This is a genomic window from Bradyrhizobium sp. UFLA05-153 (assembly GCF_054185185.1).
In genome coordinates, this window is sequence record NZ_JBBIAM010000043.1 from 17,911 (window position 1) to 31,094 (window position 13,184).

14 protein-coding genes are annotated in these 13,184 nt (G+C 65.0%); 11 read left to right on the forward strand and 3 right to left on the reverse strand.

Annotated features, from left to right (window positions below; translation table 11 throughout):
* The first annotated feature begins 109 nt into the window (after positions 1 to 109).
* The 8 genes from yihA (at position 110) to dapE (ending at position 7,138) form a co-directional block, all read left to right on the forward strand.
* Positions 110 to 760, forward strand: a complete 651-nt coding sequence (gene yihA / locus Q2941_RS24490; protein WP_458193965.1) for a ribosome biogenesis GTP-binding protein YihA/YsxC — start codon at positions 110 to 112, stop codon at positions 758 to 760.
* Entirely contained in the window at positions 760 to 1,125 is a 366-nt protein-coding gene (locus tag Q2941_RS24495) for a DUF423 domain-containing protein (protein ID WP_027520800.1), read from the forward strand. The genes yihA and Q2941_RS24495 overlap by 1 nt, the downstream gene beginning before the upstream one ends.
* Positions 1,126 to 1,330: 205 nt before the next feature.
* On the forward strand, positions 1,331 to 2,218 hold the full coding sequence (argB, locus tag Q2941_RS24500; protein ID WP_254110014.1) for an acetylglutamate kinase: 888 nt from the start codon (positions 1,331 to 1,333) through the stop codon (positions 2,216 to 2,218).
* A gap of 68 nt (positions 2,219 to 2,286) precedes the next feature.
* Positions 2,287 to 3,273, forward strand: coding sequence for a DUF1036 domain-containing protein (locus Q2941_RS24505; protein ID WP_027520802.1), 987 nt, complete (start codon positions 2,287 to 2,289; stop codon positions 3,271 to 3,273).
* Positions 3,274 to 3,360: 87 nt separating this feature from the next.
* A complete protein-coding gene (locus Q2941_RS24510) occupies positions 3,361 to 4,050 on the forward strand; it encodes a pyrimidine 5'-nucleotidase (protein WP_027520803.1) in 690 nt (229 codons plus the stop codon).
* A gap of 215 nt (positions 4,051 to 4,265) precedes the next feature.
* A complete protein-coding gene (gene dapD / locus Q2941_RS24515) occupies positions 4,266 to 5,111 on the forward strand; it encodes a 2,3,4,5-tetrahydropyridine-2,6-dicarboxylate N-succinyltransferase (RefSeq protein ID WP_254110013.1) in 846 nt (281 codons plus the stop codon).
* A gap of 219 nt (positions 5,112 to 5,330) precedes the next feature.
* Positions 5,331 to 5,975 (forward strand): DUF805 domain-containing protein, encoded by a 645-nt coding sequence (locus Q2941_RS24520; protein ID WP_458193966.1) that lies wholly within the window; start codon positions 5,331 to 5,333, stop codon positions 5,973 to 5,975.
* On the forward strand, positions 5,972 to 7,138 hold the full coding sequence (gene dapE, locus Q2941_RS24525) for a succinyl-diaminopimelate desuccinylase (protein ID WP_027520806.1): 1,167 nt from the start codon (positions 5,972 to 5,974) through the stop codon (positions 7,136 to 7,138). The genes Q2941_RS24520 and dapE overlap by 4 nt, the downstream gene beginning before the upstream one ends.
* Positions 7,139 to 7,335: 197 nt before the next feature.
* Here dapE and truA read toward each other — a convergent pair whose 3' ends face one another.
* From truA to def, 3 genes are all read right to left on the reverse strand, one after another.
* Positions 7,336 to 8,073 carry a tRNA pseudouridine(38-40) synthase TruA gene (gene truA, locus Q2941_RS24530; RefSeq protein ID WP_027520807.1) on the reverse strand — a complete coding sequence of 246 codons (738 nt, stop codon included), beginning with the start codon at positions 8,071 to 8,073 and terminating at the stop codon, positions 7,336 to 7,338.
* 184 nt (positions 8,074 to 8,257) lie between these two features.
* Positions 8,258 to 9,193 carry a methionyl-tRNA formyltransferase gene (fmt, locus tag Q2941_RS24535; protein ID WP_027520808.1) on the reverse strand — a complete coding sequence of 312 codons (936 nt, stop codon included), beginning with the start codon at positions 9,191 to 9,193 and terminating at the stop codon, positions 8,258 to 8,260.
* Positions 9,194 to 9,328: 135 nt separating this feature from the next.
* Entirely contained in the window at positions 9,329 to 9,856 is a 528-nt protein-coding gene (gene def / locus Q2941_RS24540; RefSeq protein ID WP_027520809.1) for a peptide deformylase, read from the reverse strand.
* A 170-nt stretch (positions 9,857 to 10,026) separates the two neighbouring features.
* Here def and Q2941_RS24545 point away from each other — a divergent pair, with 170 nt between their 5' ends.
* The 3 genes from Q2941_RS24545 (at position 10,027) to Q2941_RS24555 (ending at position 13,074) form a co-directional block, all read left to right on the forward strand.
* Positions 10,027 to 11,223 (forward strand): DNA recombination protein RmuC, encoded by a 1,197-nt coding sequence (locus tag Q2941_RS24545; protein WP_027520810.1) that lies wholly within the window; start codon positions 10,027 to 10,029, stop codon positions 11,221 to 11,223.
* Between the two features lie 88 nt (positions 11,224 to 11,311).
* The gene (locus Q2941_RS24550; protein WP_458193967.1) at positions 11,312 to 11,614 is read left to right on the forward strand and encodes a GIY-YIG nuclease family protein; all 303 of its coding nucleotides are present in this window, start codon (positions 11,312 to 11,314) and stop codon (positions 11,612 to 11,614) included.
* A gap of 86 nt (positions 11,615 to 11,700) precedes the next feature.
* Entirely contained in the window at positions 11,701 to 13,074 is a 1,374-nt protein-coding gene (locus Q2941_RS24555) for an AmpG family muropeptide MFS transporter (protein WP_027520812.1), read from the forward strand.
* Positions 13,075 to 13,184: the final 110 nt, after the last annotated feature.

Below are 13,184 nucleotides of genomic sequence, written 5' to 3' on the forward strand. Positions count from 1 at the left end.
CCGTCATTGCGAGGAGCGAAGCGACGAAGCAATCCAGACTGTTTCCGCGGAGAAAGTCTGGATTGCTTTGCTTCGCTCGCAATGACGCGGGGAGCGAGCGGGCATTCGCATGAACGCAGAAACCGACGACAGGCTGATCGAAGCGGGGCGAAAGCTGTTCGCGCGCGACTGGCAGTTCATCTGGGCGTCGCCCTCGATTCAAACGCTGCCACCGATGGCGGGGCTGGAGATCGCCTTTGCCGGGCGCTCCAATGTCGGCAAATCGAGCCTGATCAACGCGCTGACCGGCCGCAACAATCTCGCGCGCACCGCGCATACGCCGGGGCGGACGCAGGAGCTGATCTTCTTCGAAGTCCCAGGAAAGTCCGACCTGCGGCTCGTCGACATGCCCGGCTACGGCTATGCCAAGGCGCCGAAGACGCAGGTCGCATCCTGGACCGACCTGATCCACAAATTCCTGCTCGGCCGCGCATCACTGGCGCGCGTCTATGTGCTGATCGACGCGCGGCACGGCCTCAAGGATGTCGATCTCGAAATCCTGAAGACGCTCGACCGTTCGGCCGTCAGCTACCAGATCGTGCTGACCAAGGCCGATCAGGTGAAGGCTTCGGAGCTTGCCAGCCGTATCACCGAAACGGAAGCGGCGCTGGCAAAGCACCCGGCGGCGTTTCCGAACGTGCTCGCGACCTCCTCGCGCAGCTCGACCGGCATGGAGAGCTTGCGCGCCGCGATGGCACGGCTGCTGGAAGAGCGGGCGTGATGCCGCAAGCGTTCCGCCTGTTGATCGGGCTTGCCGGTTTGATGGGCGCCGCCGGCATGGCGCTGGCAGCGGCTGGCGCCCACGGCGCGGAGGCAAGCCGGCTCGCCACGGCAAGCTCGATGCTGCTGTTTCACGCAACTGCCATATTGGCGACGACGGCGCTGCTCGCGCGCGGCCTTCTGCACGGCGGAATTGGCCTCACCGCCGCCTTCGGCTTCGCGATTGCGGCCGCATTGTTCGCCGGCGACCTGACGCTGCGCCAATACGCCGGCCATTCGCTGTTTCCCTACGCCGCCCCGACGGGCGGCACGCTGATGATTTTGAGCTGGCTGGCGGTGGGCGTGGCAGCGGTAGTGCCGCGTTGATAACTCTCGTGCCCCGGACGCAGCGCAGCGCTTCAGCGGTGCGCTGCTGAGCCGGGCCCATGCCGACGCTGGGTCCCGGCCCAGCGGCGCGTCACTGCGTGCCGCACCGCGTCCGGGACACGAGAGTGGTGCGGATGACGCTTTGCGCCTCGCCCGCCAATCGGATAGAACGCGGCCCGACAGTCCCGCCAGCGAGATCCGCCCCATGACCGACATCTCTCCGCTCGACCAGGCCCGCATCCTGTCCGAAGCGCTGCCGCACATGCAGCAGTACGACGAGGAAACCATCGTCATCAAATATGGCGGCCATGCCATGGGCGACGAGGAGACCGCGAAGAATTTTGCCCGCGACATCGTCCTGCTCGAGCAGACCGCGATCAACCCGGTGGTCGTGCATGGCGGCGGGCCGCAGATCGCGACCATGCTCAAGCGCCTCGGCATCGTCTCGGAGTTTGCCGCGGGCCTGCGCATCACCGACAAGGCGACCATCGAGATCGTCGAGATGGTGCTCGCCGGCTCCATCAACAAGCAGCTCGTCGGCTACATCAATGAAGCCGGCGGCAAGGCCGTCGGCCTCTGCGGCAAGGACGGCAACATGGTGACCGCCACCAAGGCGACGCGCACCATGATCGATCCCGGCTCCAACATCGAGAAGGTGGTCGATCTCGGCTTCGTCGGCGAGCCGGAGAAAGTCGATCTCACTTTGCTCAACCAGCTCATCGGCTACGAGCTGATCCCGGTGCTCGCGCCGCTGGCGACCTCGAAGGAAGGCCAGACCTTCAACGTCAACGCCGACACCTTTGCCGGTGCGGTCGCTGGCGCGCTGAAGGCCAAGCGCCTGCTGCTGCTCACTGACGTGCCGGGCGTGCTCGACAAGTCGAAGAAGCTGATCCCGCAACTCTCGGTGAAGGACGCGCGAAAACTAATCGCCGACGGCACCATTTCCGGCGGCATGATCCCGAAGGTCGAGACCTGCATCTACGCGCTCGAACAGGGCGTGCAGGGCGTCGTCATCATCGACGGCAAGATGCAGCACGCGGTGCTGCTCGAGCTCTTCACCAACCAGGGCACGGGAACGCTGATCCACAAGTGAGGGACGGGACGACGAGAGCAGCCGTCATGGCCGGGCCAAGGCGCCGCACCGCCCTGACCCGCCTCCTGATGACGTTGCCGGCGGCGGTCGTCTCGTTCTTCGCGTCGGCCGCCCCGGCTCTCGCCGACCTCAAGATCTGCAACCGCATGTCCTATGTCGTGGAAGCCGCGATCGGCATCGACGACAAGGCGGCGACCGCGACGCGCGGCTGGTTCCGGATCGATCCGGCCACCTGCCGCGTGGTGGTGCAGGGCACGCTGACCGCCGACCGTATCCTGCTCCATGCGCGCGCGCTCGGCGTCTATGGCGCCTCCCCGATCCCGCAGAATGGCAGCGACATGCTGTGCATCGCGCAGGAGAATTTCGTCATCGCTGCCGCGCGCCAATGCCGCAGCGGACAGACGCAAGCCGCCTTCACCCAGGTGACGCCGACGCAGGGCGACGACGGCAACCTCGTCGCCTATCTCGCCGAGGACTCGGAGTATGACGACGAGCAGGCCCGGCTCGCCGGCATTCAGCGGCTGCTGGCGATCGCCGGCTATGACGCCGGCGCGATCGACGGCGTCGACGGACCGAAGACGCAATCAGCGCTCGCCGCTTTCCTGAAGAGCCGCGGGCTGCCATCCGACGTGACGCAGTCGCCGAACTTCTTCAAGACCATGGTCGACGCGGTGCAGACACCGTCACCAAGCGGGCTCACCTGGTGCAACGACACGCCGCACAAGGTGATGGCAGCGGTCGCGACCGACGACGGCAAGGCGGTGACGAGCCGCGGCTGGTACCGCATCGATCCCGGCAAGTGCCTGCACCCTGACGTCGCCGGCCAGCCGAAACAGATTTTCAGCTTTGCGGAAGCCGTCGACGCCGACAACCGCACCATCAAGCTGAAGGACAAGCCGCTGAACTGGGGCGGCGAGAAGCAGCTTTGCACGCGCGAGACCAAGTTCGAGACCAACGAGCAGGTCGATTGCGGCGCGCGGGGATTTGCGGCGGCCGGCTTTGGCGCCGTCGACATGAGCAGCGGCGGCAAAACGCTGCGCTTTGCGATGCCGTGAGTGCTGGTGTGCGACTCGCGACACAATTACCGCTGTCCCGGGCTCGCGCTTCGCGCGCCCCGGGACGACGAGTTTGAGAGAGCTTTGATGACCCCACCCCGCCCCTTCACCCATATCGACACCTGGGTGTTCGATCTCGACAACACACTCTATCCGCATCACGTCAACCTGTGGCAGCAGGTTGATGCGCGGATCGGGGAGTTCGTTTGCAGCTGGCTGAACGTGACGGCTGAGGAAGCGCGCAATATCCAGAAGGACTATTACCGCCGCTTCGGCACCACCATGCGCGGCATGATGACCCTGCACGGCGTGCGCGCCGACGACTACCTCGCCTATGTGCACAAGATCGATCACTCGCCGCTGCAACCGAATCCGGCGCTCGGCGAGGCCATCGCGAAACTTCCGGGGCGCAAGCTGATCCTGACCAACGGTTCGGTCGACCACGTCGATGCGGTGCTGTCGCGGCTTGGCCTCGCCACACATTTCGATGCGGTGTTCGATATCATCGCCGCCGAGTTCGAGCCGAAGCCGGCGCGGCAGACCTACCAGAAATTCCTCTCCGATCATGCGGTCGATCCGACCCGGGCCGCGATGTTCGAGGACCTCGCCCGCAACCTCACCGTTCCGCACGAGCTCGGCATGACCACGGTGCTGGTGGTGCCCGACGGCACGAAAGAAGTGGTCCGCGAGGACTGGGAACTGGAAGGCCGCGACGCCGCCCATGTCGACCATGTCACGGACGATCTGGCCGGGTTTTTGGCGAGGCTGTCGCGTTGAGGCCGTTGCGGCGGTGAAGCCCCAATAAGGCGTCTACCCCGCGAAAGCGGGGTATCCACTAATCACTGCTGTCTCGATTCATCACAACCGCCGCGGCGTACTGGATCACCCGCTTTCGCGGGTGAGGACGGCGAACCAAGCTTGACTCCGTCCCCTCAAATCCCGAAAAAGCCCCCCAATCCGTCACAAATCATTCCCTCCTTGAGGAAATCCCGATGTCCCTCCAAGCCCTCGAATCCACCATCAACGGCGCCTTCGACGCGCGTGACGGCATCTCGACCTCGACCAGGGGCGAGGTGCGCGAGGCCGTGGATCATGCGCTGGAGATCCTGGACAAGGGCGAGGCCCGTGTCGCCGAGCGTGAGGCGAGCGGCAAGTGGAAGGTCAATCAGTGGCTGAAGAAGGCCGTGCTGCTCTCCTTCCGCCTCAACGACATGGCAGCCATTCCCGGCGGTCCCGGCAAGGCCTCGTGGTGGGACAAGGTGCCCTCGAAGTTCGACGGCTGGGGCGAGAACCGGTTTCGCGACGCCGGCTTCCGTGCCGTGCCCGGCGCGATCGTGCGCCGCTCGGCTTTCATCGCGCGCAACGTCGTGCTGATGCCGTCCTTCGTCAATCTCGGCGCCTATGTCGATGAATCCACCATGATCGACACCTGGTCGACGGTCGGCTCCTGCGCGCAGATCGGCAAGCGCGTGCACATCTCCGGCGGCGTCGGCATCGGCGGCGTGCTCGAGCCGCTGCAGGCCGAGCCCGTGATCGTCGAGGACGACTGCTTCATCGGCGCACGCAGCGAGGTCGCCGAGGGCGTCATCGTGCGCAAGGGCGCGGTGCTGGCGATGGGCGTGTTCCTGGGCGCCTCGACCAAGATCGTCGACCGCGAGACCGGCGAGGTTTTCATCGGCGAAGTGCCGGAATATTCCGTGGTGGTGCCCGGCGCCCTGCCCGGCAAGCCGATGAAGAACGGCCAACCGGGCCCGAGCACCGCCTGCGCCGTCATCGTCAAGCGCGTCGACGAGCGCACGCGGTCCAAGACCAGCATCAACGAGCTGCTGCGGGACTAACTTCGCACCGCGAGCGCCATTCCTTCTCCGTCACCCTGGGGTGGCCGCGAAGCGGCCCTCGAAGGGCGACGGCCCGGCTGCATCCCGGCGACATCTCGGCCGCTCATCCTTCAAGGCTCGCTACGCGAGCGCCTCAGGATGACGGATTGGCAGGGTCGAACCCAGCAATCCAATCAAGCGACCAATCACCGGGCGGCCTTCGCCGCCCGGAGCCTTCGCATGGACTGGACCTGGTACCTCTTCCGCTTCGACGGCCGCATCAACCGCGCTCTGCTGTGGCAGGCGCTGCTGATCGTCGCGGTTCTGGCGCCCTTGCTCGGAATGATCGGTCAGGTGATCCACCTCCTCACCGCCAAGGGATCGTTGACGTTATCCTCAAAACTCGATTTCGACTTCGGCCTCGACGACCTCTTCAAACTGGTCGATCCTCGGGCCTACCGCTCGCTGGCATCCTTTGACCGCACGGATCTGATCCTGAAGGCGTTTGGCCTGGCGCTGTTTTCATGGATTTTCCTGGCAACGGCCATCAAGCGGTTGCACGACCGCGACAGGAGCGGCTGGTGGATCGTTGCGTTCTTCCTCGTCCCCGGCCTCTACAGTCAGTTCTCGGACCTGCTGCCTCACTCCAACTGGGTGCTTCCGTTCAGCCTCACTGCTTCGATCCTGTGGCTGTGGGGGTTGATCGAAATGTTCATTGTGCCCGGCACCTCGGGCAGCAACCGGTTCGGTCCAGATCCGCTGGCCGAAATCGAGGACGGCGCCGCATCGGCCCCTGCGAAAAACTGGGACCAGCAGAACGAGATCGAATTTGTCCCGCCCAGCGCTAGCCCGCCCGGCGGCATGCATGTTAAGCGGGGCGCATGACCGATGCCCTCTCCATTGCCCGCGACCTCATCCGCTGCCCTTCGGTAACCCCGGCCGATGCCGGTGCGCTGGGGGTGCTTGAAAAGGCGCTCACCGCAGCAGGCTTCACCTGCCACCGCGTGACCTTCTCCGAAGCAGGCTTTGCCGACGTCGATAACCTCTACGCGAGGATCGGCAGCGAAGGCCCGCACATCACCTTTGCCGGCCACACCGACGTGGTGCCGCCCGGCGACGAGAGCGCCTGGAGCGTCGGTGCATTCTCCGGCGAAGTGAAGGACGGCATCCTGCACGGCCGCGGCGCGGTCGACATGAAGGGCGGCATTGCCTGCTCCGTCGCGGCGGTGTTGGAGCATCTCGCAGCCAATGGCGGCAAGCCGCACGCGGACGGTAAGGGCTCGATCTCGTTCCTGATCACCGGTGACGAGGAAGACGTCTCGATCAACGGCACTATCAAACTCTTGAAGTGGGCCGCGGAGCGCGGCGAAAAGTTCGATCATTGCGTGCTCGGCGAGCCCTCCAATGTCGAGACACTCGGCGACACCATCAAGGTCGGCCGCCGCGGCTCGCAATCCGGCACGCTCCATGTCGAGGGACGGCAGGGCCACGTTGCCTATCCGCACCGCGCGTCCAATCCGGTGCCCGATATCTCCCGCCTGATCGTGGCGATCTCCGACGAGCCACTCGATCATGGCAGCGCGCAGTTCCAGGCCTCCAACCTCGAATTCACCTCAGTCGACGTCGGCAACACCGCCTACAACGTGATCCCCGGCCAGGCGCGCGCAAAGTTCAACATTCGCTACAACGACAATCACACGCAGGCGAGCTTGCGCGAGCTCGTCGAGACGCGGCTGGCCAAAGCCTGCGGCAACCGCATCCGCGCGCATATCATCTGGGAGCCCTCGAATTCCAACGTGTTCGTCACCAAGCCCGGCCCCTTCACCGATCTCGCGGTCGCCGCAATCGAGGAGGTGACGGGCCGCAAGCCCGAGCTGTCGACGTCAGGCGGCACCTCGGATGCGCGCTTCATCTCCAGCTATTGCCCGGTGATCGAGTTCGGCCTGGTCGGCCAGACCATGCACCAGGTCGACGAACGCGTGCCGGTTGCGGACCTCGAGAAGCTGACGAAGGTGTATCGGGGGATTTTGACGCGGTATTTTGCGTAGGGCTCCGAGACTACCCTGGCGCCCGCCACACATTCCGCCGTTGCCACCCACTCCGCCGTCATCGTCCGCGAAAGCGGACGATCCAGTATTCCAGAGACAGTGACGAATACGGAGAAGCCGCGGCGTGCTGGATGCCCCGCCTCCGCGGGGCATGACACCGGAGAGTGTGGCGAGAGCTCTGCTCAGTCGCTCGTAGCTTAGTAATCCACCTTCACCAGATAAAGCCCCTCCGGCGGGGCGACGATGCCGCAGGCGGCGCGATTGCGGGCTTTGAGTGCTGCGGAGAGATCATCGGCGCTCCAGCGGCCTTCGCCGACCCAGACCAGCGAACCCACCATCGAGCGGACCTGGCTGTGCAGGAAGGAGCGCGCCGAGGTGAGAATTGTCACTTCGCGCCCGTCGCGCAAGACGTCGAGCTGATCGAGCGTCTTCTCCGGCGATTTGGCCTGGCACTCGGTATCGCGAAAGGTCGTGAAATCGTGCTTGCCGATAAGGCGCTGCGCAGCCGCATGCATGGCACCAGTGTCGAGCCGGCGCGGCACGCGCCAAGCGTGGCCGACGTCGAGCGTGAGATTGGCGCGGGTGTTGATGATGCGATAGCGGTAGTGGCGCTTGATGGCCGAGAAGCGTGCCTCGAACGTCTCCGGCACGATCGCGGCTTCGAGCACCGCGATCGGATGCGGACGCAGATGCGCATTCAGGCCATCGCGAAGGCGATCCGGCGCAAAGGGCTTTTCGATATCGACATGCGCGACCTGGCCGAGCGCGTGCACGCCGGCGTCGGTGCGGCCCGCGCCATGCACGCGCACGTCGGTGCCGCACATCGCCTTCACGGCCGTCTCGAGCGCGCCCTGCACCGAGGGTAGCGTCGCCTGCACCTGCCAGCCGCAGAACGGCGCGCCGTCATATTCGATGGTGAGCTTGTAGCGGGGCATCTTGTCCAATTTCGCTGTCATCGCCCGGCTTGCCGCCTTCGCTGAAGCTCCGGCGAGCCGAGTTCGCGAGCCTCTTCGGAGCCTTGGCGGAGACGGGACCGGGCGATCAGTACGCCGCAGCGTCTCCGTTCAACCGAGAGGCCTCGGCGTACTGGATACCCCGCCAGCGCGGGGTATGACAGTGTTAGGTGAATTTGGCTCCTGCCTTCAGCGGCACGCCGCGCAGAAAGTCCGCCGTCTGCATTCGCGCCTTGCCTTCGCGCTGGAGCTCGATGATGCGGATGGCGCCCTCGCCACAGGCGATCGTGAGCTGCTCATCGAGCACGTCGCCCGGCGCGCCCGCCCCCTTTGCGAGCTCACAGCGCAGGATTTTCACGCGCGCGTTTTCGCTCGCGCCGGCAAGCTCGCTCCATGCGCCGGGAAACGGCGACAGGCCGTGAATGTGACGCAGCACCGCGCGGGCCGGCTTGCTCCAGTCTATCCGCGCCTCGGCCTTGTCGATCTTGGCGGCGTAGGTGACGCCGTCCTCGCTCTGCTTCTTGAGCTGGAGGGCGCCGCGTTCGAGCGCGGCCATCGCACGCACCATCAAGTCAGCGCCGAGCCGGGCGAGGCGATCGTGCAGATCGGCGGCGGTCATGGTGTCAGAAATCGCAAGACGCTCGGCCATGGCTACGTCGCCGGTGTCCAACCCCACGTCCATCTTCATCACCATGACGCCGCTCTCGGCGTCTCCGGCCATGATCGCGCGGTTGATGGGCGCAGCACCGCGCCAGCGCGGCAGCAGCGAGGCGTGCAGATTGTAGCAACCGAGCTTTGGTGCATCGAGGATCGCCTGCGGCAGGATCATGCCATAGGCAACGACGACGGCGGCATCGGCATCGAACGCGCGGAATTCTTCGAGCGCTTCGGGCGTCTTCAGGGTCTTCGGCGTCAACACGGGAATGCCAAGCTTTCGCGCGGCGTCTTCAACCGGGGTCGGCTGCAACTGCAGCCCGCGCCGCCCGCCCGGCTTCGGCGCACGGGTGTAGACAGCCACGATCTCGTGGCCGTGCGCCACGAGCTCGAGCAGCGTCGGCACGGAGAAATCGGGCGTGCCCATGAAGATGAGGCGTAGAGGCATCAGAAAAGAACCTGCGAGCTATACCGACCGTCACGTCTCTCCGTTCCGTCACTCCGGGGCGGCTCGAAGAGCCGAACCCGGAATCTCGAGATTCCGGGTTCGATGCTTCGCATCGCCCCGGAATGACGGAGAGCCCTACTCCACCGCGCGCTTGGCGGCTTTCTCGAACTTCTTGAACACGCGGTCGCGCTTGAGCTTCGACAGGTAGTCGACGAACAGCACGCCGTTGAGATGGTCGATCTCATGCTGGATGCAGGTGGCGTAGAGGCCTTCGGCATCCTCCTCGTGCAGCTTGCCGTCGAGATCGGTGAAGCGCACCCGCACCTTCGCAGGCCGCTCGACCTCCTCGTAATATTCGGGGATCGAGAGACAGCCCTCCTCGTAGACCGACAGCTCCTCGGACGAGGCGATGATCTCCGGATTGATGAAGACGCGCGGCTCTCGCGCGGTCTCGCCGCTCTCGTCGCGCTTGGCGAGGTCCATGGTGATCAGACGCAGGGGTTGCGCGACCTGGATCGCCGCAAGCCCGATGCCGGGCGCGTCGTACATGGTCTCGAACATGTCGTCGGCAAGCTTGCGGATCTCCGCCGTGACCTTCTCAATCGGCTTGGAGACCAGACGCAACTGCTTGTCCGGCAGGATGATGATTTCTCTGAGGGCCATGGCGCGATTTAAGCCGCGCGCCCGGTGCGGTCAATCCGGCGGCGAACGGCGTTAACGGTCTGCTAACCATAATAATTAGGGCTTCGTTAACCATAAAAATTCACCGCTGGTTAACCATAAATGTTCCCTCTTCGTTCGCGCGCTGCCGCGAATCGGCTAGAAGGGTTGACATGAACGAGATCATTTTTACCGCTGGCGACTGGCCGGTGCGCACAGCCGACGCACTGATCGGCTTTGGCGTGCTGGCCCTCATCCTGCTCCTGGTGATCGCCATCGTCATCGCGCGGTCCTCGCGGCGCGGGGCGGAACTCGCCATGGCCCAGACCATCCGGGCCGACGAGCTGGAGGAGCGCCTCAGCCAGATGCTGCGCGCCCAGAGCGAGGCCTCGGGGCGGGTCGACGCAATGGCGCAGACGCTCGCCGGCCGCCAGGCCGAGATGGCGCGCGCGGTCAACGAGCGGCTGGATTCGGTGACCCATCGCGTCGGCCAGTCCATGGAGCACACCACGCGCAACACCATGGAGAGCCTGCGCGCGCTGCACGAGCGGCTCGGCATCATCGACAGCGCGCACAAGAACCTGACCGACCTGACCACGCAGGTGACCACCCTGCGCGACGTACTCGCCAACAAGCAGTCGCGCGGCGCCTTCGGCCAGGCGCGGATGGAGGCAATCGTCCAGGACGGGCTGCCGAAGGGCTCCTACGAGTTCCAGTTCACGCTCTCGACCGGCAAGCGGCCGGACTGCGTGGTGTTCCTGCCAGACCAGCGGCCACTCTGCATCGACGCCAAATTTCCGCTGGAGGCGATGACGGCACTGCACGATGCGCGCACCGACGAGGAGCGGCGCATCGCCACGCAGCGGCTGCGCGGCGACGTGATGAAACACGTCAGTGACATCGCCGAAAAATATCTCGTCACCGGCGAGACCCAGGAGATGGCGCTGATGTTCGTGCCGTCGGAGTCGGTCTATGCCGAGATCCATGACGGCTTCGACGACGTGATCCAGAAGGCCTATCGCGCCCGCGTCGTGCTGGTCTCGCCTTCGCTGCTGATGCTGGCGATCCAGGTGATGCAGCAGATCATGAAGGACGCGCGCATGCGCGACGCCGCCGACCAGATCCGCACCGAAGTGATCAAGCTCGGCGACGATCTCGGCCGCCTGCGCGACCGCGTACTGAAACTGCAGAAGCATTTTGCCGATGTGAACGAGGACGTGCGCCAGGTCCTGATCTCCGCCGACAAGATCGAGAAGCGCGCGGGACGGATCGAGGAGCTCGATTTCAGCAAGACCGACGCGCCGGAGGGCCCACGCCTGGTCGCGACCACACCAGAGCTGTTCCCGCGCAAGCTCCAGGCGGGGGAGTGATCCCCTCCCGAGTCAAAGTAACCTGCGACCCCAATATGGCTGTCGTCGCCCGGCTTGACCGGGCGACCCAGCATCCCAGAGGCGGCAGATGGGCGCACGCTGCTACTACGTCTACATCCTCGCCAGCAAGATCGGCGGTACGCTTTATATCGGTGTGACCAATGATTTGGTCCGCCGGGTGGCCGAGCATAGGCTGAAATTGGTCGATAGCTTTACGAAGGAATACGACATCGTGAAGCTGGTCTATTTCGAGCAGTTCGATGATCCCGAGAATGCGATCAAGCGCGAGAAGCGCTTGAAGAAATGGAAGCGCGCATGGAAGATCGCGCTCATCGAGAAAGACAATCCGAACTGGAACGATCTCTACCCGGGGATCGCTGGTCCTCTATAATTCCGGTCTCTGGAATACTGGGTCGCCCGGTCAAGCCGGGCGACGACGCCTCACTTGTGGCCGCCAGAATCTGCTAACACCTCCCCATGACCGCACCCGACGCGACTTCCGGAACTGCCCCGGCAACCGCCGATGCTCCCGCCGCCTCCTGGCGCGACAGCCTGGCCGTGTACCTGCAGCCGCGGGTGCTGATCGTGCTGTTTCTCGGCTTCTCCTCCGGCCTGCCGCTGGCGCTGTCGGGCTCGACGCTGCTGGTGTGGATGCGGGAATCCGGCGTCGATCTCGGCACCATCGGGCTGTTCGCGCTGGTCGGCACGCCCTATACGCTGAAGTTCCTCTGGGCACCGCTGGTGGATGCGCTGCATGTGCCGCTGTTCACCCGCGCCTTCGGGCGACGCCGCGGCTGGCTGCTGTTCTCGCAGCTCCTGCTGATCATCTCGATCCTTCTGCTGGCGCTGACCGATCCTGCGCGCTCGCCGTTCTTCGTCGCGCTCGGCGCGCTCTTGGTCGCAACGACTTCCTCGACGCAGGACATCGTGGTCGACGCCTTCCGCGTCGAGAGCCTGCCCGAGAGCGAGCAGGCCGCCGGCATGGCCTCCTATGTGGCGGCCTATCGCATCGGCATGCTGGTCTCGACCGCGGGCGCGCTGTTCATCGTATCCGGCTTCGAAAGCACCGGCATTCCGAAGCCGTCGGCGTGGATGTGGGGCTATGTGGTGATGGCGGCGATGGTGCTGATCGGCACGATCACCGCGCTCCTCGCCACCGAGCCTGCACAATCCGCAAAGGCCGAAGCCGCAACGCAGACCGAGACGGCATTCGTCCGCGTCATGCACGCTGCGATCGGCGCCTTCTCGGAATTCCTGTCGCGCAAGGATGCGCTCGCCGCGCTCGCTTTCGTGGTGCTGTTCAAGTTCACCGATGCGTTCTCCGGCACCATGACGGCGCCGTTCGTGATCGACCTCGGCTTCTCCCGCAACGACTACGCGGCGATCGTGAAGGGCGTCGGCCTTGCCGCAACCCTGATCGGCGGCTTTGCCGGCGGCTTCGTCGCGCGGCGCTATTCGCTGGCAACGAGCCTGTGGATCGGCGGCGTGGTGCAGGCGATCGCGAACCTGTCCTTCTCGTGGCTCGCGCTGGTCGGCACCAATCAATGGGCGCTCGCCTTTGCGATTACCTGCGAGAACTTCACCAGCGCCATCGGCACCGTGATCTTCGTCGCCTATCTCTCCGCGCTGTGCCAGAACCCGCTGCACACGGCGACGCAATATGCGCTGCTCACTGCACTGGCCGCTGTCGGGCGCACCTATCTCTCGTCAGGCGCCGGCTTCGTGGCGAAGATGACGGGCTGGCCACTGTTCTTCATGATTTGCGTGGTCGTCGCGGTGCCCAGCCTGATCCTGCTCGCATATTTGCAGAAGCGCGGACATTTCGAGACGCTTGGGCCGGTGCGGGTGTAGCAATCACGGTATCCGTCATGCCCCGCGAAGGCGGGGCATCCAGTATTCCAGAGACGTCGAGATCTATTACGACCGCCGCGGCGTACTGGGTCGCCCGGTCAAGCCGGGCG

What these genes read in the sequence shown, in the direction of transcription:
- dapD (WP_254110013.1), top strand. Translation starts at nt 4,266, where the DNA reads ATGTCCCTCCAAGCCCTCGAATCCACCATCAACGGCGCCTTCGACGCG.
- Q2941_RS24550 (WP_458193967.1), top strand. Translation starts at nt 11,312, where the DNA reads ATGGGCGCACGCTGCTACTACGTCTACATCCTCGCCAGCAAGATCGGC.
- Q2941_RS24555 (WP_027520812.1), top strand. Translation starts at nt 11,701, where the DNA reads ATGACCGCACCCGACGCGACTTCCGGAACTGCCCCGGCAACCGCCGAT.
- fmt (WP_027520808.1), bottom strand. Translation starts at nt 9,193, where the DNA reads ATGCCTCTACGCCTCATCTTCATGGGCACGCCCGATTTCTCCGTGCCG.
- Q2941_RS24545 (WP_027520810.1), top strand. Translation starts at nt 10,027, where the DNA reads ATGAACGAGATCATTTTTACCGCTGGCGACTGGCCGGTGCGCACAGCC.
- Q2941_RS24505 (WP_027520802.1), top strand. Translation starts at nt 2,287, where the DNA reads ATGACGTTGCCGGCGGCGGTCGTCTCGTTCTTCGCGTCGGCCGCCCCG.
- def (WP_027520809.1), bottom strand. Translation starts at nt 9,856, where the DNA reads ATGGCCCTCAGAGAAATCATCATCCTGCCGGACAAGCAGTTGCGTCTG.
- argB (WP_254110014.1), top strand. Translation starts at nt 1,331, where the DNA reads ATGACCGACATCTCTCCGCTCGACCAGGCCCGCATCCTGTCCGAAGCG.
- dapE (WP_027520806.1), top strand. Translation starts at nt 5,972, where the DNA reads ATGACCGATGCCCTCTCCATTGCCCGCGACCTCATCCGCTGCCCTTCG.
- Q2941_RS24495 (WP_027520800.1), top strand. Translation starts at nt 760, where the DNA reads ATGCCGCAAGCGTTCCGCCTGTTGATCGGGCTTGCCGGTTTGATGGGC.
- yihA (WP_458193965.1), top strand. Translation starts at nt 110, where the DNA reads ATGAACGCAGAAACCGACGACAGGCTGATCGAAGCGGGGCGAAAGCTG.
- truA (WP_027520807.1), bottom strand. Translation starts at nt 8,073, where the DNA reads ATGCCCCGCTACAAGCTCACCATCGAATATGACGGCGCGCCGTTCTGC.
- Q2941_RS24510 (WP_027520803.1), top strand. Translation starts at nt 3,361, where the DNA reads ATGACCCCACCCCGCCCCTTCACCCATATCGACACCTGGGTGTTCGAT.
- Q2941_RS24520 (WP_458193966.1), top strand. Translation starts at nt 5,331, where the DNA reads ATGGACTGGACCTGGTACCTCTTCCGCTTCGACGGCCGCATCAACCGC.